Here is a 26,675-nt window from a genome sequence, read left to right as displayed (position 1 = left end):
AAGCGGATGCGCTTCACGCTCTACAGCTTTTGCACGGAAGCGAGCACCTGCTGCAAGCAATCGCTCAGCTCCTGCAAAGCGCGGTCCATCTCCGCTGCGGCGGCGGCGGCCGCCAGATCCGGGCTCGCCGCCGCCCGCTTCAGCGCCGATTCGACCTCTCCGGCCGCCGCGTACAGCCTCGCCGCAGACAAATTGCCCGCGGCTCCCCGAAGCGTATGAATGAGCCGCTGCGCCTCCTCAAGCTCCTCGTCCTCCAGCGCCTGCTTCAGCTTCCGGGAGAAATCGTGGTAATCCCGCTCGAAAATTTTGATCATTTGCAGCAAAATGCCCGGTTTGCCGCTAAGGCGGGCGAGCGCTCTGTCCACGTCGATTCCTTCGAAGCGGGGGAGCGGCTCGGCAGTCTCGGATGCGCTGTCCTTGCGAGGCTGCTCTTCATCCGAGTCGCGCAGCCATTTGCGAATCGTTGCGAACATCGCCTCGGACTCGAGCGGCTTGGTGATAATGTCGTTCATTCCGATGCGCAAATACGTTTCGTGATCGTGACGAATGACATTGGCGGTCATTGCGATAATCGGAATATGGCAAAGCCGGGGATCTTTGCGGATGATTCTCGTCGCCTCCACACCATCCATCTCCGGCATATGAATATCCATCAGCACCAGATCCCATTCCGACTGTTCCAGCTTCTTAATCGCTTCCTTCCCGTCCTTGGCCATTTCCACGATGTAGCCCCGCTGCCGGAGCATTTCGCAAGCGACCTGCTGATTGATTTCATGATCCTCCGCAAGCAGAATCCGTTTGGACGAGGTAAAAGGCTTCTTCGTCTCGATACTTCGCGTTCTTGTACCTAGCTTCAGCGGGGCGGCATGGCGTTCGAGCGCCGCTTCGATGGCGCGGAACAGCTCCGGCCTGCTGAACGGCTTGACGATGATGCCGTCCGGCCTGTCTTCAGCCGGCATGCCCAGCATCTCATCGCGCCCGAAGGCCGTCGTCATGACCAGCGTCACAATGCCGAGTGCCGCCGCCTCCCTCTGAAACGCCGCCCAAGTTTGCGGCCCGTACATGTCAGGCATCTCCATATCAAGCAGCGCGATTCGGCACGGAGCCGTCTCGTCCCCTGCGGGCGGGACCGCAAGAGCGCCGTATGCTTCCTTCCAAGAGAAGAAGGAGCTGGACTTCAGACCGAAAGAAGCCAGCACGGTACAAAGATGCTCGCGCATCACCTCGCTATCCTCTACAATCCAAACGTTCTGGCCCTGGTAAGCTTCCTGTACCGAGTAACTGCGAATTTGCGATTGTTCGGACAAAGGAAACGCAAGCTCGAACCAAAACTCGCTGCCGACGCCGGACCGGCTCTCAACCTGAAGAGCTCCGCCCATCATTTCGAGCAAATGGCTGGAGATGACGAGCCCTAGACCAGTGCCTCCGTATTTGCGGCTCGTGGAACCGTCGGCTTGAGTGAACGGCTCGAATAGATGCTCCATTTGTTCCGGAGATATACCGATCCCGGTATCCTTGACGCTAAACCGCAGCTTGACCGCTTCGCCCCGGTTTTCCAGCAGCTGCAGACTGACGACGACCTGCCCCTTGCGCGTAAATTTGACCGCGTTGCCGCACAAATTCAGAAGCACCTGCTCCAGTCTCAACGGGTCGCCGATCAAGGCGTTCGGCATATTTTCCGGCGTTTCCATAATCAGCTCGAACTGCTCTTTTCCGCCCAGAAACACGCTGAGCGTTTCCGATAGCCGGTGAATAATATCTTCCGGATGGAACACGACCTTCTCCAGCTCCAGCTTTCCCGCTTCCATTTTGGAGAAATCCAGTATGTCGTTAATAATCCGCAGCAGCGTCTGCGACGACGTCGTCATATTCCGCAAGTAATCGGCTTGCACCTCATTTAACGGCGTTTTCTGCATAAGCTGGGACATGCCGATGATTCCGTTGAGCGGAGTGCGGATTTCATGGCTCATCCGGGCAAGGAAAATTCCCTTCGCCTTATTCGCTTCCTCCGCTTCGAGCTTGGCCTGAACGAGCTGCTCTTGCACTCGCTTCTGCTCCGTAATATCGCGGGCGATGGCAACCACGCCGATGAAATGTCCCGCATGATCCCGCAAACCGTTGGAGTTGAGCGTAACGTCGACTAAGGAGCCGTCCTTGCGGACAAATATCCATTCCCGGTCGTAAGAGAATTGAAGACTGCGCAGCTCCTTGAAGACGGAAAGATCGGGCTCCACTCGCCGGCCCAGCTGCTCGGTCAGCTGCGCAGCGGCCTCCTCAAGCTGACCGGGTTCGAAAAATAGAACGGGCGTCTCCTTGTATAATACTTCATCCGCCGTATAGCCCAGCAGCTTTTCCGCCGATTTGCTGAAATAATTGATCGTGTAATCCGCGTCCAGCGACATGATGGCAAAGTCGTTTTGATTAATAATCGCCTCAAGCCGCTCGAACATTTTGCGCAAATGCTCCATCATACCGTTGACCGATTGCGCCAAAGTGCCGATTTCATCTTCTCCCTGAATCGGTATCGGCTTCAGATTAAAGTGCCCTTCGGCTACGAGGGAAGTCACCTCGGTAATTTCCTTAACCCGCTTGATCTCCCGGTTGAACAGCACCGTAATAAGCCAGAGCATGGTCAGCTCCGTCACCATAATCGTCAATATCGTCGACCACAATAAGGAAGCCAGCGGCTTCTCGAACTCTGTCAGAGGAACCATGAGCGCCAGATACCAAGGCGTCCCCGCGACGGAGGCGTAAAACACCAGCTTCTGATTTTGTCCCAGCATGATCTTGCCCGAGCCGCGGTCGTACCGGATGATTTCTCCGGCCATCGCTTTCAGCGGAGATCCCTCGTCCCGAATGTTTTTCTGCGCGATCCGATTGCCGTCCGCTTGATATATGACCGTTCCGTCCTTAGAAAAGAACAACATCGTATCGTCCGCGCTTACGCGAAAATCCGCGTACTGACGGAAAATATCGTTCGCCAGCATCGTCACATTGATCGCTCCGACCAGTTCTTCACGACTCCCGTATACAGGAACCTGCAGCGTGAAAATCCGGTTCGAGCCGTCCTGCGCCTCAAATACGTCGGAGATCGCGCTGTGGCCCTCCAGCACCCGGGCGAAAGCCGGATCGCTGCGAATATTCATCGTTCTGCCGGACGTAAACGTGAGATTCCCGTCCATGTCGGAGAACCCGACATAACCGAAAACTCCTTTGGACCGCGCGGCTTCCTTCCTCAAATAGCTCAACCGCTCCTCCATCGTTCCGAAGCGGATTTGCTCGGTTCTGCTCATCAGTTCGACTTCGGCAAGCTTCGTCTCGATCCAGGAGGACAAGTTATAAGCGCGGGTCGTCATATTGGCGCTGGCGTTGTCTTCCAGCGAAGCGATGATTTGCTCTTTGGCCGTGCGGTAGTTGGTCATCCCGATTAGCAGCAGCGAAATACTGGTAATCAATGAAACGAGAACCATCATTTTATGACGAATCGACAGCTTCTTCATCGGCAGTTCTCCCCGTTCATTTCAATATGCGCGGCAAAAACTCCTAAGGGTTTCCTTAAGAGTTGCCCATATATTTATATCCGATTCCCCAAACCGTTTTTATCAACTTCGGCTCCTTCGGGTCTTGCTCGATTTTTTTGCGCAAATTGGCGATATGCACGTCGATAGAACGGTCGTTAATGAAGGAATCGATCCCCCGCAGCGCGTTGATCAGCTCGTCCCGGCTGAACACCTTCTCCTTATTGGCGACGAACAGCTTCATAATTTCAAATTCGGAATACGTCGTATCCACATAAGAAGAGTTAACATAGATAGCTCTCCGCTCGTAATCCAGCTTGACCGGCTCCCCGTCGTCCAAGTCGATATTTGCTTGCGCCGGGCCCGGCATCGGATTGAGTATGCTCATATGCGAGCGGCGGATCAAGGCGGCGACTCTGGCGGTGAGCTCTCTCATGCTGAACGGCTTGCACAGGTAATCATCGGCACCTGCCACCAGAGCGTCGACTCTGTCCAGCACCTCGGTTTTCATCGATACGGCCAGAATGGGAACGCAGGACCGTTTACGCAGCTCCAGGCATAAATCGATACCGCTTATATCCGGAAGCATGATGTCGAGGATGACCAAGTCCGGCGCAAACTGCTCGATCATTTGCAATCCATGGCTGCCGCTCTCGGCCCGCTTCACGGAGTACCCTTCTTCCGATAAATACATCGTTGACATTTCTCCGACCATATTATCGTCTTCGATAACCAGCACCTTGTACATCCATGAATCACCTATTCTGCATGATTGTTAGAAAATAGTTAAAAAAATTAGAATGGTTTTAACATTTTCTTTGTATTTATCATATATTTTTTTCGTATTCTGGATGTTTGCCAGGAAAGAATTGTATCCTCCTATAAATATACTATATTAAGGAAAAGCTCGTCTATCATTCGTTAAAAAAACTAATAAAAGTGATACCGGTTCCACATCGGACAAAACTTCAACATGGATGCCGGCAATTCGCCAAGGATGTTCCCGAACATACAAAAAATACCGTCCGGCTCAATAGCCAAAACGGTATCTTCGGTCGCATGGATGATGTATTCCAGGCAGCCGGTTTTAAACGGCCTCGCCCCGCAATTCTTTTAACCGCCGCCCCGCGGCCAACGCGCTGCCGACGATTCCGGCGTCGTCGATCATCTGTGCCGGCGCGATCGTCAGCCGCTCCCAGTATCCTTTATAAACCGAGCGCTGCAGCTGCTCCCGCATCGGTGCGAACAGCCTCTCTCCGGCCAGTGCCGCGCCGCCTCCGATAACGATAATATCCGGACTGTACAGGGATACGGCATAAGCCAGTCCTTTGCCGAGCAGTTTGCCGGTATGGTTCATAATCTCCACCGCCAGCGGATCTCCTTCATCGTAAGCTTTGGAAACGTCCGCCGACGTAATCCGATCGACCGGATCGCCGTTCAGCCAATCGTTCATAATGCTTGCCCGTCCCGCTTCCAATTGCTCTCTGGCCTGTCTGGCAATCCCCGTCGCCGAGACGAGCGTCTCCAAGCATCCCTGCAAGCCGCAGCCGCAAGTGTACGGGATTTCCGGCATCGGGATATGTCCGAGCTCTCCGGCCATATATCGGCCCCCGTAATAAAGCTCGCCGTTATTGACTACCGCAGCCGCCAAACCGGTGCCTATCGTAATGCCGAGCACATGCTCATAGCCTTTGGCGGCCCCGGCTACCGCCTCGCCGTAAACATACATTCTGACATCGTTATCGATGAATGTCGGAATGTCCGTCCGCTTGCCGATTTCTTCGGCGGTAGGCACCTGAGTCCACTGCAGATTGCTGGCGAAAACCGTAATGCCGCGAACCGGATCGATGAACCCCGGAGTGCCGACTCCGATCGCCGCCACGTCCTTGCTCTCCACCTGCGCCGTCTGAAGCAGTTCTTGGATCATCCGGCTAATTTTATCGAATACGTATCCGCTCCCCATATGAGCTTCCGTCGGCTGTTTGATCTTAGAAATCAGCTTGCCGCCTTCATCGACAAGACCGCATACGATATTGGTGCCTCCAATGTCCATTCCGATCAAAAAACTCATCGTTTCTCCTCCAACCCTTCTCTTATCGGCTTATCTGGGCCTGTCTGCAACATATACTTCAATCTGCGCTTCCTTCAGCGACGCCGCCATCTCCTCGTCGAGCGGATCGTCCGTGATGCATCCGTGCAGCGATGATAACGGCGCGATGCCGAACAAGGAAGCTTTGCCGATCTTCGAATGGTCGATAACCGCGAACGTCCGACTCGAACGTTGGATCAGCAAGCGGGCGATTTGCGCCTCAAGCTCGGAATACGTCGTCACTCCCTGCTCCAGAGCGAAGCCGTCGGCGCCCATAAACATTTTGCCGATATTCAGTCCTTCAACGACTTTCTCCGCTAACGGACCGCACAGCTCAAAGCTGTTTTTACGCATAACGCCGCCGGTCAGCACGACTTGAACCCCGTCGCTGTCGGCAAGCTCCATCGCGATATTGACCGCGTTGGTAACAACGGTAATGTTTTTGCGTCCTTTAATCTGCTTGGCAATCAAATACGTCGTCGTACCGCCGGTCAAGCCGACGACATCCCCTTCTTCGATCAGCGAGGCCGCTTTGGCTGCAATCGTTTCCTTTTCCACCCACAGAAGCTGCCTTTTTTCGTGAAACGACGCCTCCTTAATACCGGGAATGCCTTCGAACTGCGCGCCTCCGATCGTGCGGATGACGGCCTCCGTCTTCACCAAATGATCCAGATCCCGCCGGGCCGTCGCCTCGGAGCAGCCGAACTTGTCCATAATATCCTGGATCGTTATGCGCCCCTGCGTCTTTAACATATTCATTATTTTACTGCGTCTTTCTTCGCCTTTGGACAATTCCTGACCACCCATCATCGCTTCACTCCAACTGCCGATTCCTTTTTTGAGTACCGCTTAAAAGAGTGGCGAAAATCGCCGACTGCGCATGCGAAAGCAGCTTCCGGTCGCTGTTGTCCCCTGATTTTTTGATGATTAATCCGCTGCTCTTCTCCAGATTGTTCTCGCTTGCTCCATCTGCTTTTTCACCACGGCTACTTATGGTTATGTTGATTATTATATGAGCTTATTATGACAATTTCAATCATTTATTTGATTTCTTCTTGCATATTATATGAAAAGCTCACATTCGCCACAGGTATGAACCAATCCCCCAAAAGTGACGTCATACTCTGAAGCTTATTCCGTCCGCATCCAGCTTCAGCTGGATCGGCGTCTAACCATTCCGCTAGGTTCGTTCTATGGGTAGACTTTACTTTCGGGGGAGCCCCCGGATATCTACAGGATATGGCTGCGCATCATTTCCTAAACAAAAATAAAGCGCGGAAGTCCGTAAGGACCGCCGCGCTTTCGGCAGCTGCAAGCCGTTGAAGAGGCTTAGGCCGTGTATTAGTTGTTATAGCCGTTGTCAACCCATGTTCTGATCTGCTTAGCTGCTTGTTCCTTGGCTTTCGCTTGTTGGTCGGGATCATTAGTCATCGTTTCGATCATTTGATTGACTGGCGCGATCAAGCGGTCGAACAGTTCTCCTCCGGAGATGCCTGTAGCAGCCGACAAGCTTGCTCCAGCATTCACCTTATCTTCTACTTCATAATATTTTTTATCGGCGATCAAGGCCGCATCCGACACGATCCCTTTCAATCTTTCCTGCACTAGAGCGCTAATATTGCCCGCCGCTTTGGTTTCCTTCTCCCCGGTATAGCCGCCTTCGGACAAAATCTCGCTGATTCTCAAGCCTGCGCTGCTTTTGGCGCTCTCGATGGCGTTCGTATCGAAGGAGCCTTGCTCGGCGGCATGATCGATATCCTGTTGAACGATCCGGTTCAGCTCCGAAGACAAGAGTCCCGCTGCTACGCCGGTTGCGTCTGGCAGCGTTTTGCCGCTCTTCAGGTCCTGCAGCACATCGTTATAATCTTTATCGGCAATCGTTGCGGCGTCGCTGATGATGAAAGCAATGCGGCGCTTCACAATATTATCAAGGCTTGGAGCGCCCTGGTCTGCGGAAACGGCTTTATAGCCTCCTGCCGTATTGATCGCTTCTCTGATTTTATCGGCTGCTTTCTCTTTCGCTTGTTGAACCGCATCGGAGGAAACCGGAGTTTGGCCTACCGCGTTGTCGATGGACAGATTCATCAAACCTGTCAGCGCTTCGAACAATGCCTCTTGAGACAGCCCGGATGCTTTCACCAGCGTTGCCCCCGATTCCAGCCGGTTCTCGATGTCATCGACATCATCGTTCGAGATCGCAGCGACGTCGGAGACGATCAAGTTCAACCGCTGCTGAATAACCGAATCCAGATTCATGCTGGCCTGGCTTACAGGCGCCTTGTACCCGTGTTCCATAATCGCATCGTTGATCAGGCTAGCGGCTTCATCATGCAGCTTCTGAATTTGATCGCCGGACAAGTTTTGGCCTTGCGCATTCAGGCTTACGTAAGTATCGAAATTGCTCACCAGCTTGTCACGCAGCAGCGACGCAGAAAGACCGGAAGCGTCGGCAAGCGTTTTGCCGTACGACACGTCGGACAGAACATCGTCTTCCTCCCTATCGGATACCCAAGCGGTGTAAGTAGCGAGATTTTGCAAATATTTGGCCACCAGCGGGGAGCTTACCGCCGGCTGCTGCAATTCTGCCGCATATGCGGGCTTTGCTTGAGGGGCATAGGCAAAGCTGCCGATCAGCAGCGCTGCCGCAACGCCTCCGGTAATCGTTTTTTTACTAAACAGTTTGGTTTTCATGATTCTTTCTCTCCATTCCTTTAATCTCTATACATTTCGTATGAGAAATATTTCTATACGAAATATATCACAATTAAACTTGTCTGTGAAGCTCTTGTTTCGGATATTCTTGAACGATTTATGAACATCTTTTACATTTTCTTAATATGACGTTTTTCGACGCCCGCAAAAAAGCGGCCGAACACGAACGGTTCAACCTTAAGACGGATCAGCGGCCCGCTTCCCGGCTAGGCCCGGAATGCGTCTGTCGGCTTTTTCTTTATATTTTCTCTGATCTGGCGCAGCACATTGTTGAATTGCTGTAATTCTTCTATGGAGATTCCCGACAGCCAGCGGGTAACGACTTCTTTTTCTTTGTCCAGCAGTTCTTGAAGAATTTCCCGGCCATGCTGGGTAATCACGAGACAGACCACCCGCCGGTCATCCACACTGCGTTCTCTTCTAAGATAGCCCTGTCGAATCAATTTATCGCACAGCAAAGTAACCGCGCTGGACGACAGGGACAAATGCTCGGCCAACCGCGATACTTTTAACATGCCGCTTGCTTCCACACTTTGCAGTGCGCTGACCTGAGAGCCGGAAAACCGCCGGTCGACATGCTTGCTATAGGTAACAAACTTCCTCATAACGCGCCTTGCCGACGTCTCCAATTCTTCGATCAGTATGAATTCTTGTTCCATAACCTCGGCTCCCCGCTACATTTGAGAACTCCCGCGCATCCATACGAGGAAACGCGGGAGTAGTCTTTAGCTTATTTGAATACGGCTACCAAGCGTTTGGCTTCGCCGAACTCCGTTTGAATCGATTCGTATACCTGGATCGTCAGATTGTTGTCCTGATAGTCGGCGCGTACTTTGTTAAAGTCGACGATCACTTCGCCGGATACCAGCTTGTCGATGCCGGCGCTGTCGGTGAAGGACAGGTTTTCTTCGGAAAGCGTACGGCCGGCCGAATCGACCAGAGCCACTTTCATTTTGGAGAAGTCCTGATCTACTACGACATTGTCGGTTTGCTTGACATCCACGTTCATTTTCAGCTTATAGCCGTAAGTCAGCGTCGGATTCGCCGCGCTAATCAGATTCGTGTAAGCCTGGATGCTCCAGTTTTCCACTTTGACCTGGAACGGATAGAACGATAATACGTCATCCGCCTGAGCGAGCGGCTGCATCGTCACGTTCAGTGCGGCGATCGCCGATTTGTACGGCGCGGCAGCCTGCGTATCGGAAAGCTTGAGCATCATTTGATCGCCCTCCTCCGTATTCGGAACGGTGAAGGAATACGTCACGATATGGCTCAGCTTCGGCATTAGCTGCTTCGGCGGGTTGATTTGTCTGCTGCCGGCATAGCTTACTCCTTGCGGAGTATCCAGCTCGGTGCCGAAGGCGGGAACCGGAAGCGGCGTGTCGCTCTTGTTGGTCAGCTTGAACTTGGCCACCGCCGTTTTATAACCGATGCCTTGGTTTTCATGCATGCTGAGCTCGACAAGCGAAATATCCACATCGGAATTAACCGACTTGTTGACCGGGTCTAGAGCTATGACATCGTTGTAGCTGTAGTTAACCGGCTGCAGGCTGGACGGAATGCGCCCTTCGGGAAGCACGATTTGCACGCGTCCGATCGTATAATCGTACGCTGCGCTTTGCCCTTTCGCATCCGTTTGCACGAAGCTCTCCGGCGTCAGCACGTTGATCGTCTTCAGCACGGTATCCTGGTTCGTCTCGATCGCATAGTGAACGTATTTTTTCTCACTCGGCTCGATCGTCACTTTATCTTTCTCGACCTGCTTGCCTTGGAACGAAGACGTGCCGTCTTTGCCTTCCAGCACCAGATCCGGTACGGTAATCGTGCTCGAGCCGGTATTTTGCACCAGCAGCTTCACGACATAAGCCGTTTTTTGCTCGTTATTTTGTTTGTCCATATCGACCGGAGTATAGGTCAGCGGCAGATTGCTCGACGGGATCGTAAACGTTTGACCCCAGTTTTTGATCGCGGCAGGATCGGTAATAACCGCGTCGCTGCCTGCCCAGCTGAGTCCATCCGCCGGTACGGTCAATACGGCCGTCTCCGTCTTAGGATATACGTCCCAGTCCACGTCGATCCATTGCAGCTCGGATAATGCGACCGCGTCCTTATTATCCAGCTTGATCATATAGCTCAGTTCGGTTTCCGACATCGGTAAAGCGGAATGAGCGTTCGCCGAGCTGCCGAGCAGCGTGTAGACCGTGCCGTCCGACGTTTTGACGCGCAGCTCGTAATCCGGAATGCGCTTCGTTTCCGACGTATTGTTTTTCAAATTGACGACGACGCCGATGTTGACGCCGGCGGCTGTTTTTTCGTTAAGCACGCCCTTGACCTGAACGCTCAGCGCGTCGGTCAGCTGCCGGTATACCGGCGCGTTCGCGGCGGCGGCTTGATCCGAAGGATCAGCCTGCTCCGCCGCGTCGGCCCATACGGAAGCCACAGGGACAGATGCTGTCGACATAACTAAAGAGAGCGCCAATGCTGTTTTTCCCCATACGTTTTTCATTGATGGTTTCCTCCAAATTGTTTAACAAAGTATAAGTGCACAGAATACGACGGGTGATAAGCCGCTGCTTACGCTTTGACGGGCTCGACCGCGGCAACCCCGGAGCCGGCGGAAGCAGGCGAGGACGAGGCTTGAGCCGGCTCCGAAGCAGGCTGTTCCTTCGGCTTTTTCTTTTCTCTCAGCAAAAAAATGAGCGGTATGCATATAAATGCCGGAATTGCCGAAATATAAAACGTATCCGCGATACCGCGAACGAGCGCTTCCTTCTGCATAATGCCGGCCAAGTAGCTGGCAGCCGTGCCGCTGCCGGTCGCATTATCGACCCCGCCTTGGAACAACGCCCCGGCTAAAGCCGAAATAAACGAGGTCGCGTTGTCCGAATAGCTCGGCACATCCTCCGAAATACGGTAATAATGCAGATACTGCCGCGAGCTCATAATCGTCGTCAGTATAGCGATCCCCATCGAGCTCATAACTTGACGGAATACGTTGGAAAGCGGCGAAGCATCCTTGATTTGCTCTTTGGGTACGCTGCTCATACCGACGGTAGAAATCGGCATCATACATAATCCGATACCGAAGCCGCGAATCGTCAGCACGACATTGATCCAAATATGCGATGTATCCGCCGTCAGCACATGAAGCTCGTAAGTCGTCACACCGAGGATCAGCAAACCTGTAATGCCCAGAGGCAATATGCCGACTTTCTGCAATAGCTTCCCGCTGATCGGCATCATCAAAGCCATAGCTACCGACTGAGGCAGGAGCAGGATACCTGAATCGAGCGCCGTCATGGACTGTACGTTCTGCAAATAAATCGGCATCAGGAACGTGCCGCCCATCATAGCCATCATGACAAGCCCCGAGGTTAGCGTACTGGCGCTGAACTGGATATTTTTGAACACCTTCAAATTAAGAAGCGGTTCCTTCACCGTCAATTCCGCCCACAGCAGCAGCGCGAAGCTCACCGCGGAAAGGAAGAACAACGATACAATATACAGCGAAGTCCAGCCTTCGGTTTGTCCTTTACTCAAAGCGAGCAGCAGCGATCCGAAAAAGACGACCGAGCATACCGCTCCGACAATATCGAACTTCAGGTTTTTCTGCTTGACGCCTTCCTTCAGCAGGAAGTAACTGGCGGCGGCGGCGATGATCCCGATCGGCACGTTCAGGAAGAACAGCGTTCTCCAGCTGTAGTACTGAATCAGGTAACCGCCGAGGGTAGGACCGAGCGCAGGTGCGACCATCGCCGCGATTCCCCAGATCCCCATCGCCAAGCCGATTTGCTGGCGAGGCACGATCGTATACATAACCGTCATGCCGACCGGCATGATGAAGCCGCCAGTCAAACCTTGAAATATCCGGAACGCAATCAGACTCGAATCACTCCAAGCAAGACCGCATAGGAACGACCCGATCGTAAAGCCGGCAACGGACAGGACAAGCACCTGCTTGCTGCCGAAGCGCGAAGCGAGAAAGCCGCTCGCGGGAATAACGACCGCCGACGCCAGCATGAAGCCGGTGACGACCCATTGAATCGTTGATGTCGGCACTCCGAATACGGTAGACAGCTTGGGAAGCGCAACGTTCACCAAGCTGCTGCTTAATACCGACACGAACGTAGCCAGAATGATAGCAATCAGAGGCAGCCAGAAGCTGGGCTCATCCTTGTGGTCGAGCGGAGGAGCTGATGCTGTAGTTTGAGACTGGTCAGCCACGTTAAACGCCTCCTATTCCACCTTCACCTTACTGCCGTCCGCGATTTGGTCCGATGGATTAATGACGATTTGAACGTTGGCTTTCAAGTTTGGATTGTCTTTCACATAGACCCAATCCGCGTTTTTGTCCGTTGTCGCGACTTCGATCATTTTCGCCGTACCGTCTTGGACAGTATAAACAAAGGTTTTATTATCTTTTTGAATGAGTGCGGTTTTCGGCACTTCCAGGCCGTTCGGCGCGGAATCCTTCAGATGCACCTCCGCAAGCATCCCCGCCAGCAGTACTCCGTCCGGATTGTCGATCGTCACTTTAACCGGGAACGTCGTGCTGTTCGCGTTGGAAACCGGGCTTACGAACGAGATTTTGCCTGCGAACGTTTTATCCGGCAAGTTGCCGACCTTCACTTCAACGTCGGAGCCGGCCTTCATTTTGCCGATCTGCGTTTCCGGAACGCTGAGCTCCACCTGCACAGGGTCCATCTTCACAATGGACAAGAGCGTAACTCCCGGCTGGGCCATTTCTCCCGGCTGAATGCTGCGTTTGGATACGACGCCGTCGATCGGCGAAGTAATAGTGGCATTGGCGAGGGCGTTGTTAGCCAGCTCCAATCCCGCCGTCAGCCGGTCCACGTCAGCCTGCAGCGCTTCGAGCGTATTGCCGGTAGCGCCGCTTTTCGTCAGTTCCAGCTTGGATTTCGCAGCGGACACTTGAGCCGCTGCCGCCTGCTGCTGAGCTACGGTCTGATCGTAAGCAGCCTTTGCTTTTTCATACTCGAACGTGCCTTTATCCATATCTTCTTTAGTAACGGTAGAAGTGCTGTCATACATATTTCTCAACCGATTGTACGTTTTTTGCGACAGATCGAAGCCGGATTTGGCTTGATCAACGGCGGCGTTGACCTGGTTCAGAGCGGCCTCGGCGCTTTGCACCGCGCTCTCCAGACCTTGGATTTCCTGACTGCGCGCGCCCGCCTGCGTATCGGCAAGCTTAGCCTTGGAGGCGATCAGAGCCGCTTCGGCCTGCTTCACCTGCGAAGTCAGATCGTCCGTCTCCAGTTGAACGAGCACATCGCCTTTCTTGACAACCGCGCCTTCGTCCACTTTCACTTCGGACACTTTGCCGCCCGCTTTGGCTACTACTTTATTTTCCTGATCCGGAATAATTTTACCGCTGAGGCCCGAATCGGCAGGCTGGCCGAGCTTAATCGCTTTGACTGCAACAGCCTGCGCCGCGCTTGCGTTATTATCGGCTCCGCCGCAGCCAGGCAATGCAAAAATAACGGCTAATGAAAGGATCGCCGGGATCCATGTCATCTGTTTTTTTCTCATGGTTGTTTCTCCCTTACCCTTTCAAATGAATTTTGATCGTAGTGCTCATGCCCGGAGCTACGGCTAGGCCCGCTTGATCATCAATCGAGATTTTAATCGGAATGCGCTGCGTAACCTTCGTAAAGTTGCCGCTTGTATTGGTAGCCGGGATCAACGAGAAGGTCGCGGCCGTCGCTTCGCCGATTTCGCTCACTTTGCCGTGCAGCGTCTGGCCAGGGAACGTATCAATCGTGAAATCGACCGGTTGGCCGACCTTCACGCGGTTAATGTCGCCCTCTTCAATGTTGGCGGAAACGTACAGCTTACTTTTGTCGACGATCATGGCGACGGTTTGCCCTGGCGATACCACTTCACCGACTCTGGCCATCGTCTTGATGACCGTTCCGTCGATCGGCGAACGAAGCGCCGCCTGATCCAGGCTGCTGGTAGCCAAATTCGTATTGTCCTGCTGTCCGACGATTTGATCCGATAACACCGTGTCGCCTTCCGCGATAGGCAGGGAAGTGATTTTAGCCGAAATGCGAGGCATCACGCGAAAAATATCGCCGGTAATTCGCGAATCCTCTGTTTTAATGTAATAATGCCCTTGATACCAGAACGAATACCCGCCTCCGGCGGCAACGATCACCGCTACCGCGAGGATGATATACAAGACTTGTTTCCTCTTCATGGTTTCTCCTCAACCTTCTTTTCCAAATAAGTAGTCAGCAGATCCAGCGAGCGAACAATGTTATCGAGCTCCTCCGGGCTTAAGTCTGCCAACAAATTCTCATAGAAGCTTTCTTGAAAAAAGTGCAGCTTCTCCTTCTCCGCTTCGATCTTGCTCGTTCGCTTGATCCATACGATGCGCCGGTCCGATTCGTCTCGAACCCGCTCAAGCCATCCGTCCCTCTCCAACCGGTCGATAATTCCGGAAACCGTGCTGTAGGAAAGCTGCGTGCATTCCGAAATTTGGCCGATCGTCTTACGTTCAAAATACACCTGCCCGATCGTAGCGATTTGAGGAGTCGTCAGGCCGATCTCCTTCAGATCCTTCCCCATGGTGGTATTAAAAATTTTAGTCAGTTTTCGTATAGAATTGCCGATTTGCATTGCTCTGCTCATGTTTGTCAGCCCTCCGAATTTATTTCGCAAGCGAAATATTTATATACAAAAATATACCACACCGGAGAAAGCTGAACAAGGTAAGGTTCGCACGGCTTCAACCGCAATCATCCATCTACAGCGGAACGAACTTTAAATGAGCTTCTTGCCGGATATGCAAAGAACAGAAACGAAAATCCGCGCGGACACAAAGGTTATATTCATAGCTGCCAAAAAGAAACGTCGTCGCCTGCGCCGCCATCGTGCAAGGAAGCGGCATTCCGTCTGCGGAAAAGCGGTTGGACTTGCACGTCATTGTTGTTCTGTCATCCGGCATTTCTACACGTTATGTAATCGCCCCTTTCCCGCTCCAAAACTTATTACAGCTTGAAACTATTTCGCACAAGAAATATTTCTATACGAAATAATAGCACGATCTAACTATTTTGAAAAGAATTATTTTTTTCTTACGGATATGGGACGGATGAGCGGAACAAATCCCCCCCAAAGTGACGTGATGCTCTGAAGCTTATTCCGTCCGCATCCAGCCTAAGCTGGATCGGCGTCTAACCATTCCGCTGGGATCGTTCTATGGGTAGACATTCCTTTCGGGGGAGAACCCGGATTTCCACAGGAAATTGCTGGGCATCATCTCCTAAACGACAAAAAAGGAACCTCCGCGAGAAGGTTCCCCTTTGCCTTTCATTAAAGATACTATGATTTCCGTCCGATGGCAATCCAGTTTATCATTCCTTCCAGCTGCGGCGCGAATTGACTGCGGACGATTTGAATGACGGCGCCGTCCCGCCACTTCTCCCTGACGACCGCAAAGCATGACGGATGACTGGTCGTAGCGACAAACACGTAAGCGTCATCGGCGAATTCCTCATCGAAAACGACGACCAGATCCGCCGATTCTTCCTCGACCTTGAGTGTGAAGGAAGACAGTCCGAACTGCTGGAGCGTGCCGCGCTTCACAGTCTGCACCGTTTCGAAGGCATGGTGCCGCGGCTGCGCCGAAGCTTGCTGCCGCGGCTCGCCGTCTACCGGCTCCGCGGCCAGCGCCGCCGTCTGAACGTCCGCTTCAGCGTTCTCCACCGCGGACGGTACCGGCTGCTCTAGTCCGTCGCCTTCCTGCTCCGCCTGTGCGGCCGCATCCGGCTCAACCGGCGTTATATCCGGTTCTTGCGGCCGCTGCACCGCTGCGGAAGCTGCGGCGCTGATCTGCTTCATCAAACCGGGTTCCAAATGCAGAAGCGAGATGCTGCCGGGAAGCAGATGATACCCGGATATCGATTCCTGTTTAATATGAAGCCCGTCGATCGAATCGACCGTCAAGTGCTCCGTGCCGACCGAGCCTTGAGCCAGCTTGCGCCCTGTAACGGAACCGTCTTCCAGCTTCTGCTCCGTTACGGAGCCGTTCTGCAGCTTTGCAGCGCTCACCGCGTCTTGCGATAAATGCCGGCTCTCTACGGCGCCCAGCGCCAGCTTCGCGGCGGTGATGGACAAATCCTGCAGCTTTACCGTGCCGATCGCCTCCATCGCAATATGGCGGCTTTCCACGACGCCCAGCGCCAGCTTCGAGCCTGTTACCGAAGCGTCCTTCAACGCTGCGATATCCACCGAATCGGCAGCAAGCTGCTCGGCTCCGACCGCGCCCGCCGCGATATGCCCTCTCTGCACAGCGGCCGCGCCGAGCTTCGCAGCCGTCACCGCTCCGTCCTCCAGTTGGCCGGTGCCGACCGAACCTTCGCTCAGCGCCTCGCGGCCTACAGAGCCCGCCGACAGCTTCGACCCTGTCACCGCTCCGTCCTCCAGCTGGCCAGTGCCGACAGAGCCTTCGCCCAGCGCCTCGCGGCCTACAGAGCCCGTTGACAGATGCCTTGATTCCACCGCGCCTTCCGTCAGCTTCGAGCCCGTCACCGCTCCGTCCTCCAGCTGGCCGGTGCCGACAGAGCCTTCGCCGAGCGCCTCGCGGCCCACAGAGCCCGCCGACAGGTGTCTTGATTCCACCGCGCCTTCCGTCAGCTTCGAGCCCGTCACCGCTCCATCCTGCAGCTGGCCGGTGCCGACAGAGCCTTCGCTCAGCGCCTCGCGGCCCACCGAACCCGCCGACAGATGTCTTGCTTCCACCGCGCCTTCCGTCAGCTTCGAGCCTGTCACCGCTCCGTCCTCCAGTTGGCCGGTGCCGACAGAGCCTTCGCTCAGCGCCTCGCGGCCCACCGAACCCGCCGACAGATGTCTTGATTCCACCGCGCCTTCCGTCAGCTTCAAGCCCGTCACCGCTCCGTCCTCCAGCTGGCCGGTGCCGACAGAGCCTTCGCTCAGCGCCTCGTGGCCCACCGAACCCGCCGACAGATGCCTCGTCTCCACCGCGCCTTCCGTCAGCTTCGAGCCCGTCACCGCTCCGTCTTCCAGCTGGCCGGTGCCGACAGAGCCTTCGCTCAGCGCTTCGCGACCCACCGAACCCGCCGACAGATGCCTCGTCTCCACCGCGCCTTCCGTCAGCTTCGAGCCCGTCACCGCTCCGTCTTCCAGCTGGCCGGTGCCGACAGAGCCTTCGCTCAGCGCTTCGCGGCCTACCGAACCCGCCGACAGATGTCTTGATTCCACCGCGCCTTCCGTCAGCTTCGAGCCCGTCACCGCTCCATCCTGCAGCGTGTCGGCGCCGACGGCCCCCGGGGCCAGATGAACGGCGTTCACGACGCTTTCCGCCAGTTTCTCGGCCGTCACGGCATTCTCCTGCAGCTGCCGCGGCCCGATCGCCGCGTCGGCGACATGCGCTTCGCCCACGGCTCCTGACGCCAGCTCGCGCGGCCCAACTGACCGTTCAGCAAGATGTTCTCCTATGACCGCCCCGGACGCCAGCTTGCTTGCAGTGACAGAACCGTCCTTCAGCTGCGCGTTTCCGACGGATTGAGGGGCCAAATGATTTGTTCCGACGGCCTCCCAATCCAGCTTTGAGCCGGTAACCGCTTGATCCTGCAGTTGGCTCGTGCCGACCGCGCCCTCGGAGATTTGCCGCGAGCCTACGGCTTGATCGGTGAGATGCGCCGAACGTACGGCGCCGTATGCCAGCTTCGCCGCCGTCACCGACTCATCCTGCAGCTGCTCGGTGCCGACCGCTCCATCCCCTATTTGCTCGCGGCCTATCGCCCCTTCGGCCAAATGCGCGGACTTGACGGCGCCAAGCGCCAGCTTCGCCCCCGTTACGGCCTGCTCCTGCAGCTGCGCCGTCCCTACGGAGCCTTCCGTCAGATGATCCGCTACGACGGAGCCCGCAGCCAGCTTCGCCCCCGTCACGGCTTGCTCTTGCAATTGCTCGCTACCGACGATGCCAGGCGACAGATGAATCGCCTCCACCGCCCCCGGCGCCAGCTTCGCCGCCGTCACCGACTCATCCTGCAGCTGCTCGGAGCCGACGATTCCGGTAGACAAATGCCTTGCTTCTACCGCCCCTTGCGCCAGCTTCCAAGCCGTGACGGACTCTTCCTGAAGCTGCGAAGATCCGACCGTGCCTGCCGCCAAGTGTCCGGCTTCCACCGCTCCCGGCGCCAGCTTCTCCGCGGTTACCGACTGCTCGCGCAGCTGCTCGAAGCCCACGGCGCCGAAGGCGATATGGTGGATTTGCACGCCGCCAAAAGCCAGCTTGGATGCCGTCACCGACTGCTCTTGCAGCTGCTCGGTTCCTACGGCTCCTACGCTCAGCTGCTCGCACCCGACCGCACCCGGGTTCAGATGCTGCGTTTCGACCGCCCCTTGAGCCAGTTTGGAGCTTGTGACCGACTGGTCCTGCACATGGACCGAACCGACCGATCCTGGCGACAGATGAGCCGCTTTGACAGCCCCGTTCATCAGATGCTCGCTGAGCACCGATTGTTCCGCCAGCTTCTCCGACGTCACGGCGCGATCGGCCAATTTCTCCCGCGTTACCGCTTCCGTAGCCAGATGCGGCGCTTTGACGGCCGCCTTAGCCAAGCTTTGCGACTGGATCGAGCCCGCCGCCAAATGCTCTCCCAGCACTGCCTCGCGGCCAAGCTTTTCGCTCGTTACGCTGGAATGCGCCAGCTTGGCGGTAGTAATCGACAGATTCGTCAATTTATCCGTCGATACGGATTCGCTCGCCAGCTTCGACGTCGTTACGCTCTGATTGGCCAGTTGAACGCTTTGCACGGCTCCCTCCTGTAAATGCTGATGCTGAATGGAACCGTATGCCAGCTTCTCGGACGTAACCGCCCGATCTTGCAGCTTGGAGGTTACGACCGCATGATCCTGCAAATGATCCTTGGCGATTGAGTTCGGTCCGACATGGTCGGCCTGAACCGCCTTTTCGGCCAAATGGGCGCTTGTGACCGCACCGGAGGACAAGTGATCTGCGGTTACCGATTTCTTGGCCAGCTTGCTCGATACGACGGACAAGTCCCCAAGCTTCCCTGAAGTGACTGCTCCGTCAGCCAGTTGGAAGGAACCGACGCTTTGTTCCGCAAGCTTTTTCGCCGTGACCGCTCCGTCCTTCAAATGCCGAGGCTCCACGCTTCCCGATTGCAAATGCACGGCTTCGATAATGAAATGATCCAAATGCATTCCGTTTACCGCATGTTTGGCAAGCTTATCCGCCGTAACCGCGCCATCATGCAGATGGTCCTCATTTACGGAGTCGATAGCCAGATGCGTCTCGTTCACTTGATTAGGGGCGATATTGCCGCTGTGCACAATATCGTTGGCCAGATGCTCGTGCAAAACAGCGCCCGACTGCAAATGCTCGGAAGCGACGCTCCAAGGAGCCAGCTTTTCTTCCGAAACCGACTGGTTCGCGAGCTTCTCTGCCGTAATTTCTCCGTCCGCGATTTTGCCGGCCGTAACGGAAAGATCTCGCAGTTTCTCCGTCGTTACGGACAAATCCGCCAGCTTAGCCGTATTAATAATGTAGTTCGCCAGGTTAGTCGTCTGAATCGTTCCGCTTTTAATTTTCTCCGAAGTGATGGATTGGTTAAGAATCTGCTCCCCCGTAATCGCTTCTTCCGCCAAATGCTTCGTATGAATCGAACGCTCCGCGATCTTGATCGCATCGATCGTTTTATCGGCCAGCTTATCGGAGGTGATGCTGTTGTCCTGCAGTTTTTCGCCGCCGATCGTTCTTTCCTGAATTTTGTCTCCGGAGATCGCAAACGGGGCGATATGTTCTTCCGTGACTGCGCGGATGCTAAGCTTCTGCGAAGTTACGCTGCGGTCGCCGAGCTTCGACGTGGTGACCGCGTAATCGGAGAGCTGCTCGTGGCTGATCGAGCCGCGTTTGACTTTGCTCGCGTCAATCGCATTGCGGGCGACCTTCTCCTGGGTAACCGCCTCGTCAGCCAGGTCGTCGGTATATACGACCGGCCCGCTTACCGGAATTTGCTTGCGCTGCTGCAGCACCGGCTTGAAGGAGAGCGGTTTAGTCTCTTTCAATACAGCCGGCTCTTCTTTGACTTTCTCCTGCACTGGCGACACTTGCGGCTTTTGCGGAGCTTCCGGTTCCGTCGCCTTCGCCGCCGCGGCATCCTTAGTAAGAACTTCAGCCTCCGCCGGCAAGTGACTGATCAGCGCATCGCCTTCCTCTGCGCGGGGTTTTACATGCTTGCTGCTTGATGAAGCTTCATCGAGCCATTTTAACTCATTAAACGCACCGCTTTGCTTTCTTCGAAGCGGAGATATTTTGGCGCCGGCCCGGCTGCTCTTTTTCCTCATCTGCACTTCCTCCTGTGTGGTTGGCCCGTAGTTTTATGCATATGTCAGACTTTTGCAACCTTAAAGTAGTCTTTTGTAACATATGCATTTACCTAGAAGGAAGTCATTAGGCCCGGGAAAAATAGGCTCACACCTATCCGAAATGGAAGCTTAACGGCCTTCACGCTCCCGCAGCGCATCTATGACGGCTTCGCGGTCGTCGAAATGCATTCGCCGGCCGTTCATGAATTGGTAGTCTTCGTGACCTTTGCCGGCGACGATTACGACATCCCCTTCACCTGCAAGCATCACAGCCCGGCGAATCGCATCCGCCCGGTCGGCAATCATTTCGCAGTGCGAAGCCGGAAAGCCCTCTTCCACAATCCCTCGCCCTATATCCTGCATAATGGCATCGGGATGCTCATAACGGGGATTATCCGACGTTACGATAATCCGCCCGCATAGCCGAGCCGCGATCCTGCCCATTTCAGGCCGCTTGGCGCGGTCCCTGTCGCCTCCGCAGCCGAATACGGCAACCAGTTGACCGCGGGTAAATCCGCGGGCGGCGCGCAGCGCTTGCGCCAGACCGTCCGGCGTATGGGCATAGTCGATCAACACGGTGAACGGCTGGCCTTCGTCTATCGTTTCCATCCTGCCTCTGACAGGCTTCATACCCGCCATATATCGTGCCGCCTCCGCAATTTCTATTCCTTCGGGAATGACGGCCGCAATTGCCGCCAGCGCATTGTATACGTTGAACAGACCGACCAAAGGGAGCCGAACGGCGGCCGACTGCCCGAGGTACGACACGTCGAACTGCGTTCCCGATGCGCTGAGCCGGATATTTGCCGCCGTCACATCGGCTTTATTGTTTATTCCATAGGTAACGATTTGCGCCGTCGTCTGCCTTCGGCAATAATCCGAAGCGGAATCATCCGCATTAAGCACGGCAACCGCCCCGGCGCCGTCGCTGCTGCAAGCGTTGCCGAGACGTGAAAACAAGAGCCCCTTGGCCTCCAAATAGTTATCCATGGTCAGATGATAATCCAGATGGTCCTGAGTCAAGTTGGTAAACACCGCAGTATGAAAACGGGTGCCGATGACCCGGCCCAAGTCGAGTCCTTGCGATGTAACCTCCATCACGCAATAATCCGCCCTGGCGTCGGCCATCCGGCGCAAATTATTCTGTAGGTCCGGCGGTTCCTGCGTATTGTTGGCAAAAAACGTCTCCTCCTGTCCGATCCGCGTGTACAGATTGCCCATTAATCCGGTATGAAAGCCATGCTCTTTTAACAGATGCTCGATCAAATGACTCGTCGTCGTCTTGCCGTTCGTTCCCGTAATGCCGATGACCTTGAGCCGCGTGCTAGGATAATCGTAAAAACGCGAGGCGGCGGCAGCCAAGGCGTACCTTGCATCCTTAACATAAATAAGCGGCACGTCCCCGCTTTCTGCAACATCCCGCTCCACTACCAGCGCCGCCGCTCCCCTTCGCACCGCATCCCCGGCGTAAGCATGGCGGTCCTCCAAAATACCCGGGGAACCGGGAATGCAGACAAACAAATCTCCGGGGCGAACGCGCCGGAAATCCATCTGCACGCCGGTGATGTCAACCGTATCATCGCCTGTCCTGCGAATCGTATGCAAACCTGAAAGCAGCCTTCTTAGCTCCATCGCTTATCCTCCTGTCGGCTCCATCGTCTTACTTGGATACCTTATTGTATTACCATTTTAAGGGCATTATTTTTCCCGTATCCAAAAATGACGCCGATGTTATCCAGATGTCAGAAAAGGCTGCGCCAACGGCAAAAAGAGCCTCGCATAACGAGGCTCGCCGGTGAAAAAGCATCCTATTAGATTTAGTAGAAAAACGCTGTGCCCATCAAAGCCGATACCGACAAAACGACTAGCGGGTGAAGCCGGTATTTGGCGGTACCAATGACGGCGAAAGCGAATATAATGACGAGGGCTACGGTATGGGCATTGATTCCGAGAACCGTCGATCCGCCCGCCCCTACGCGGTAAGCCGCGAATATGACCATCGCCGCCACCATCGGTTTAAGCCCGTAAAAAATCGCCTGCATCCATCCGTTATTGCTTTTTTTATAGAAAAAAATAGCCAATGCGATAATGATAAGAAAGGAAGGAAGAATCATGCCGATGACGGACACGACCGCACCCGGCATTCCGGACGTTTTGAATCCGATCAGCACCGCGCTGTTCGTAGCGATGGGTCCGGGCGACATCCCCGCTAACGATACGGCTTCGGCAAAATGCTCCGGCGTCATCCATTGATGCTGCAGCACCTCATGCTCGATGACGGAGAGAATCGCATATCCGCCGCCGAAGGAAACGAGGCCTACCTTAAAAAAAGTCCAAAACAACGCTAGCAGCATAATTTCTGCGTCCTTTCCTCAGAAGCCGTCATATTCCGTCTCCCCATATATATTGCCCGGGTCCTGCGGCCGCCGGAACGACGGAATCGCGCTTATCCGGCTTGCCTTCCTTTAATCCCCGTCCCAGCTTCTGCTTCCACTTGAAACACATAACGCCGACGAGTGTGCCGATCAATAGCAGCACGGCCGGATGCCAGCCGGAGAATACGAGCGCCGCCAAGGCTCCCAGCAAAATCAGCAGCGTCGTTTTATCGGATACGGACGACTTGAACATGCGCCACCCGGCTACGGCGATGAAGGCGACTACCGCGGCATGAATGCCTTCGAAAGCGGCCGTTACTTTCTTCGCATCGTGGACCGCCGAATAACCGATCGTAAGAAGGAGCATAATAATAAAAGTCGGAAGAGATATGCCGAGAACCGCGGCAACGGCACCCGGCAGCCCAGCCAAACGATATCCGACCAATGTAGCGGCGTTAACGCCGATGCCCCCGGGAGCCGAGCCGGCGATGGATAAGGCTTGACTCATTTCCTCCGCGTCCATCCAGCCCCTTTGTTCCACAATCTCCTTCTCGATAGCCGGAATCATCGCGTATCCGCCGCCGAATGTAATCGGACTGATTTTACAAAAAGACCAAAAAACTCCCCACAGTAAAGACGCCTTTTTTTTATTTTCTTTGTTCATGATGCAGCATCCCCCCTGTCAAAAACCGATCTTATCGTTCATGTCCATTATATACTACTTATTATCTTTTTGGAATAAACTTTGACATAAAACTTTTTTATTTTAAATGAAAAGTCCGTTTATGCACAAAAAGAGGCCTAATCGGCCTCTTTTTTCAGCGGAATACTATGAATTGAATTTCAACTTAATTTCATTTTAGATTTTTCAATATAACCCATATAATTCCATCCATCGCCTTGCCGTACATTCCCAAGTAAACTGTTCGCGAACCTTCCTCAGGCTTTCTTCCCCAAGTTGTTTGGCCAATTCCTGACGAGTCAGCACAGTGGAAACCCACTGCGGCAGCTCCTTGCCCAGCAGCGGCGCATCGATCAAGTAGCCCGTCACCCCATGCTCGATAATTTCTTTCATTCCCCCCACGCGGGTAGCCGCCACCGGAACGCCGGAGGCCATTGCCTCCACGTTGACCAAACCGAAAGCTTCCCTGCTGTTGGAGGGAACGACGAGAATATCGGCCAATCCGAACCACGACGCGATTTGATTATGCGGAACATATGGGATGAAGCGAACCCGCTTCTTCATCTTGGCCCCCATGCGGTGCAGTCGCCTCACATAAGGCGTCGTGCGTTTCGAGCCGTAGAACGCCCCGCCCACGACCAGCAGAACCGCGTCCGGCACAAGCTTGGCAATTCGCGGCATCGCCCGCAGCAGATGATGGACTCCTTTTATTTCGATAAGACGCCCTACATATAAAATGATCTTTTTACCGCTAAGCCCCATACTCCTAAGCATTCTCTCCCGTCTTGCGGCACCTTCCTCCGTCCAGCGGGAAGTAAACTTCTCTGTATCGACGCCCAGATGGTTGACTACGATGTTACCGCTTATGGAGGGGGCCATCCGTTTCAGCCGTTCCATAAGATAGCTGCTGTTGACGACAATCCGGTCGGCCGCAGCCAGACAATCTTGCAGCTCGGCTCTGCCGATATGACGCCCCGAAACGAAAGTAAGCGAGTGAAGGACAAGCCAGATTTGGGCTTTCGGATGATGACGGCGTAAATAACGGACGAAGCGCGGGCGGTTTTCCACCTGAATGATTTGCGGCTTGTATTCGAAGAGCTTCCGGCTTACGTGGCGAATATAAGCTGAAGGGGTAGGCGCAGGCACCCTCACGTAGCGGACGCCGCCCACATTCTCCAGTTTCGGTCTGATCCCGGACATTCTGCCGAACACAACCGGACTTACTCTGGCGGTCATGCGTTTGGCCACCTGTTCGATCACAAGCTCGACCGAGCTGCTCGTTGCCGAGGGAATGACGAAAGAACCCGGAGATACGATAGCGATCACAGGACGTTCCATGCTGCCGCCTCCTCTGTGACACAATTCCGTTCATAATGCAATGTATTCAACTGCAGAGCTACGTGGAACGGCATAGGGACGACTCCCTAACCGAGAAGACGGGACAGGCGCCTCAATGTTCAATGAATGCCTACCGCATTTGTCCATTACCTGTTCGAAAGCGGCGGCATAAGCTGTATAAAGACTCGAATGCAAGGCCATTTTCGCACAAAAGGAGTGAGCCTCATGGAGTCTCCCTACGTAGGCATCCTAGTCAACGACAAGCTGCACAGCCGGCTCCCGTCAGGGAACACCCAATACGAAGCCGTGGATTTTTACGTGGAGGCCGCCGGAGAATACGGATTAACCCCTTGCTTTTTTCGCATTCAAGACGTTAAGCGCGATACGTTCCGGGTCAACGCTTACGTCAAGGAGAACGGCCGCTTCGTGCAAAAGCATATTCCGCTGCCGGCCGTCATTCATAACCGGGCCATTTACAACGGATCGGCCGAATATAACGAATTATCGTCCTGGGTAGCCGGCGGAACCCGTCTGTTCAACCAATGGAACCGCTACGGCAAGCTGCGGGTTCACGAGCTGCTCATGCAGAATCCCGACCTTCGCCCGCATCTGCCCGGAACCTCGGCGGCGAACACGACAAATATCGGTATCATGATGAAGCTGTACGACAAAATCATTATCAAGCCGGATCGGAGCAGTATCGGAAGAGGCGTCATGCTGCTGCAAAAAATCGCTTCCGGCTGGAAGCTCACCTATCCGGTCAGCCTCAGCGTGCGTAACAAAAAGAAGCGGCATCTTCGCTTCCGCGGCCCCCGGCTTCCGGCGCTACTCGTTCGGCGGCTGAAAAAAATGCCGTATATCGTGCAGCAATGTCTCGCCTTAGCGACCTATCGCGGCAGACCGTTCGATCTGCGCGTTTCCGTGCAGCGGGACGGATCGGGCCTGTGGCAGGTCACGGGACTTGTAGCCAAGGTTGCGCCCAAAGGCAGCTTTCTGACTAACGTGGCACAGGGCGGTACCGTGCACCGGCTCGAAGACATCCTCGCAGAAGAATACCCGCTGCTTGACGGGCAGCTCGTCTATGCGCAGCTGTGCGATTTCTCGCTGCGGGTTTGCCGTTATCTCGGCGAACAGCTGCCTCATCTGGCCGATCTCGGTCTCGACGTCGGAATGACCAAAGACGGCTATCCCCTCTTCGTTGAATGCAACGGCAAGGACCAGCGGTACAGTCTGCGGGAAGCCGGGCTGCTCGACGAATGGAAAGCTTCGTTTTTCAACCCGATCGCCTACTCCAAATATTTGCTGGATAGCTGCGTCAAAGAACAAATCCCCCAAAAGCCATCCATGCCGCCGACGCGGCACCACAGACAATGGAAATGGGGTACCAAGAGTAATTTCCAGGGTAGTGACGTGATGCTCTGAAGCTTATTTCGTCCGTATCCAGCTTCAGCTGGATCGGCGTCTAACCATTCAGCTAGGATCGTTCTATGGTTAGACATTCCTTTCGGGGGAGCACCCGGATTTCCACAGGATATTGCTGCGCATCATTTCCTAAACAAAAATAAAGCGGCCCTATC

At 54.7% G+C, this 26,675-nt stretch carries 17 protein-coding genes; 1 reads left to right on the top strand and 16 read right to left on the bottom strand.

Features of this window, described 5'->3' with window-relative positions; genetic code table 11:
• Positions 1-20: 20 nt before the first annotated feature.
• From SK3146_RS29570 to SK3146_RS29495, 16 genes are all read right to left on the bottom strand, one after another.
• Positions 21-3,500, bottom strand: coding sequence for a response regulator (locus SK3146_RS29570; RefSeq protein ID WP_249862142.1), 3,480 nt, complete (start codon positions 3,498-3,500; stop codon positions 21-23).
• 55 nt (positions 3,501-3,555) lie between these two features.
• Positions 3,556-4,266: a response regulator transcription factor gene (locus tag SK3146_RS29565; RefSeq protein ID WP_249862141.1), complete on the bottom strand. Its 711-nt coding sequence runs from the start codon at positions 4,264-4,266 to the stop codon at positions 3,556-3,558.
• Positions 4,267-4,605: 339 nt separating this feature from the next.
• Positions 4,606-5,589, bottom strand: coding sequence for an ROK family protein (locus SK3146_RS29560; protein WP_249862140.1), 984 nt, complete (start codon positions 5,587-5,589; stop codon positions 4,606-4,608).
• A gap of 30 nt (positions 5,590-5,619) precedes the next feature.
• Entirely contained in the window at positions 5,620-6,414 is a 795-nt protein-coding gene (locus SK3146_RS29555; protein WP_249866482.1) for a DeoR/GlpR family DNA-binding transcription regulator, read from the bottom strand.
• A gap of 534 nt (positions 6,415-6,948) precedes the next feature.
• Positions 6,949-8,298, bottom strand: a complete 1,350-nt coding sequence (locus tag SK3146_RS29550) for a hypothetical protein (RefSeq protein WP_249862139.1) — start codon at positions 8,296-8,298, stop codon at positions 6,949-6,951.
• A 227-nt stretch (positions 8,299-8,525) separates the two neighbouring features.
• On the bottom strand, positions 8,526-8,978 hold the full coding sequence (locus SK3146_RS29545) for a MarR family winged helix-turn-helix transcriptional regulator (RefSeq protein ID WP_249862138.1): 453 nt from the start codon (positions 8,976-8,978) through the stop codon (positions 8,526-8,528).
• A gap of 71 nt (positions 8,979-9,049) precedes the next feature.
• Entirely contained in the window at positions 9,050-10,780 is a 1,731-nt protein-coding gene (locus tag SK3146_RS29540; RefSeq protein WP_249862137.1) for a hypothetical protein, read from the bottom strand.
• A gap of 113 nt (positions 10,781-10,893) precedes the next feature.
• Complete coding sequence (locus SK3146_RS29535; RefSeq protein WP_375295433.1) at positions 10,894-12,543, bottom strand: DHA2 family efflux MFS transporter permease subunit; 1,650 nt, start codon at positions 12,541-12,543, stop codon at positions 10,894-10,896.
• 12 nt (positions 12,544-12,555) lie between these two features.
• Entirely contained in the window at positions 12,556-13,872 is a 1,317-nt protein-coding gene (locus SK3146_RS29530; RefSeq protein ID WP_249862136.1) for an efflux RND transporter periplasmic adaptor subunit, read from the bottom strand.
• A 13-nt stretch (positions 13,873-13,885) separates the two neighbouring features.
• Complete coding sequence (locus SK3146_RS29525; protein WP_249862135.1) at positions 13,886-14,542, bottom strand: HlyD family secretion protein; 657 nt, start codon at positions 14,540-14,542, stop codon at positions 13,886-13,888.
• Positions 14,539-14,976: a MarR family winged helix-turn-helix transcriptional regulator gene (locus SK3146_RS29520; protein WP_249862134.1), complete on the bottom strand. Its 438-nt coding sequence runs from the start codon at positions 14,974-14,976 to the stop codon at positions 14,539-14,541. Before SK3146_RS29520 ends, SK3146_RS29525 begins: the two co-directional genes overlap by 4 nt.
• 693 nt (positions 14,977-15,669) lie before the next feature.
• Positions 15,670-20,682, bottom strand: a complete 5,013-nt coding sequence (locus SK3146_RS29515) for a WIAG-tail domain (RefSeq protein WP_249862133.1) — start codon at positions 20,680-20,682, stop codon at positions 15,670-15,672.
• A 150-nt stretch (positions 20,683-20,832) separates the two neighbouring features.
• Positions 20,833-22,335 carry a UDP-N-acetylmuramoyl-L-alanyl-D-glutamate--2,6-diaminopimelate ligase gene (locus SK3146_RS29510; protein WP_249862132.1) on the bottom strand — a complete coding sequence of 501 codons (1,503 nt, stop codon included), beginning with the start codon at positions 22,333-22,335 and terminating at the stop codon, positions 20,833-20,835.
• Positions 22,336-22,520: 185 nt separating this feature from the next.
• Positions 22,521-23,057: a chromate transporter gene (locus SK3146_RS29505; RefSeq protein ID WP_249862131.1), complete on the bottom strand. Its 537-nt coding sequence runs from the start codon at positions 23,055-23,057 to the stop codon at positions 22,521-22,523.
• Positions 23,058-23,085: 28 nt separating this feature from the next.
• A complete protein-coding gene (locus tag SK3146_RS29500) occupies positions 23,086-23,742 on the bottom strand; it encodes a chromate transporter (protein WP_249862130.1) in 657 nt (218 codons plus the stop codon).
• A 204-nt stretch (positions 23,743-23,946) separates the two neighbouring features.
• Positions 23,947-25,098, bottom strand: coding sequence for a glycosyltransferase family 4 protein (locus SK3146_RS29495; RefSeq protein ID WP_249862129.1), 1,152 nt, complete (start codon positions 25,096-25,098; stop codon positions 23,947-23,949).
• Positions 25,099-25,323: 225 nt separating this feature from the next.
• Here SK3146_RS29495 and SK3146_RS29490 point away from each other — a divergent pair, with 225 nt between their 5' ends.
• On the top strand, positions 25,324-26,520 hold the full coding sequence (locus tag SK3146_RS29490) for a YheC/YheD family endospore coat-associated protein (RefSeq protein ID WP_249862128.1): 1,197 nt from the start codon (positions 25,324-25,326) through the stop codon (positions 26,518-26,520).
• The last annotated feature ends 155 nt before the right edge of the window (positions 26,521-26,675 follow it).

Source organism: Paenibacillus konkukensis (assembly GCF_023523925.1).
In the GTDB taxonomy this organism is placed as follows: domain Bacteria; phylum Bacillota; class Bacilli; order Paenibacillales; family NBRC-103111; genus Paenibacillus_S; species Paenibacillus_S doosanensis.
This window is presented reverse-complemented; position numbering and strand designations above follow the sequence as displayed.

Coding starts and splice junctions, on each gene's coding strand:
- SK3146_RS29510 (WP_249862132.1), bottom strand. CDS start 22,335: ATGGAGCTAAGAAGGCTGCTTTCAGGTTTGCATACGATTCGCAGGACA.
- SK3146_RS29530 (WP_249862136.1), bottom strand. CDS start 13,872: ATGAGAAAAAAACAGATGACATGGATCCCGGCGATCCTTTCATTAGCC.
- SK3146_RS29490 (WP_249862128.1), top strand. CDS start 25,324: ATGGAGTCTCCCTACGTAGGCATCCTAGTCAACGACAAGCTGCACAGC.
- SK3146_RS29500 (WP_249862130.1), bottom strand. CDS start 23,742: ATGAACAAAGAAAATAAAAAAAAGGCGTCTTTACTGTGGGGAGTTTTT.
- SK3146_RS29560 (WP_249862140.1), bottom strand. CDS start 5,589: ATGAGTTTTTTGATCGGAATGGACATTGGAGGCACCAATATCGTATGC.
- SK3146_RS29570 (WP_249862142.1), bottom strand. CDS start 3,500: ATGAAGAAGCTGTCGATTCGTCATAAAATGATGGTTCTCGTTTCATTG.
- SK3146_RS29515 (WP_249862133.1), bottom strand. CDS start 20,682: ATGAGGAAAAAGAGCAGCCGGGCCGGCGCCAAAATATCTCCGCTTCGA.
- SK3146_RS29550 (WP_249862139.1), bottom strand. CDS start 8,298: ATGAAAACCAAACTGTTTAGTAAAAAAACGATTACCGGAGGCGTTGCG.
- SK3146_RS29540 (WP_249862137.1), bottom strand. CDS start 10,780: ATGTCGACAGCATCTGTCCCTGTGGCTTCCGTATGGGCCGACGCGGCG.
- SK3146_RS29545 (WP_249862138.1), bottom strand. CDS start 8,978: ATGGAACAAGAATTCATACTGATCGAAGAATTGGAGACGTCGGCAAGG.
- SK3146_RS29495 (WP_249862129.1), bottom strand. CDS start 25,098: ATGGAACGTCCTGTGATCGCTATCGTATCTCCGGGTTCTTTCGTCATT.
- SK3146_RS29505 (WP_249862131.1), bottom strand. CDS start 23,057: ATGCTGCTAGCGTTGTTTTGGACTTTTTTTAAGGTAGGCCTCGTTTCC.
- SK3146_RS29525 (WP_249862135.1), bottom strand. CDS start 14,542: ATGAAGAGGAAACAAGTCTTGTATATCATCCTCGCGGTAGCGGTGATC.
- SK3146_RS29565 (WP_249862141.1), bottom strand. CDS start 4,266: ATGTACAAGGTGCTGGTTATCGAAGACGATAATATGGTCGGAGAAATG.
- SK3146_RS29520 (WP_249862134.1), bottom strand. CDS start 14,976: ATGAGCAGAGCAATGCAAATCGGCAATTCTATACGAAAACTGACTAAA.
- SK3146_RS29555 (WP_249866482.1), bottom strand. CDS start 6,414: ATGGGTGGTCAGGAATTGTCCAAAGGCGAAGAAAGACGCAGTAAAATA.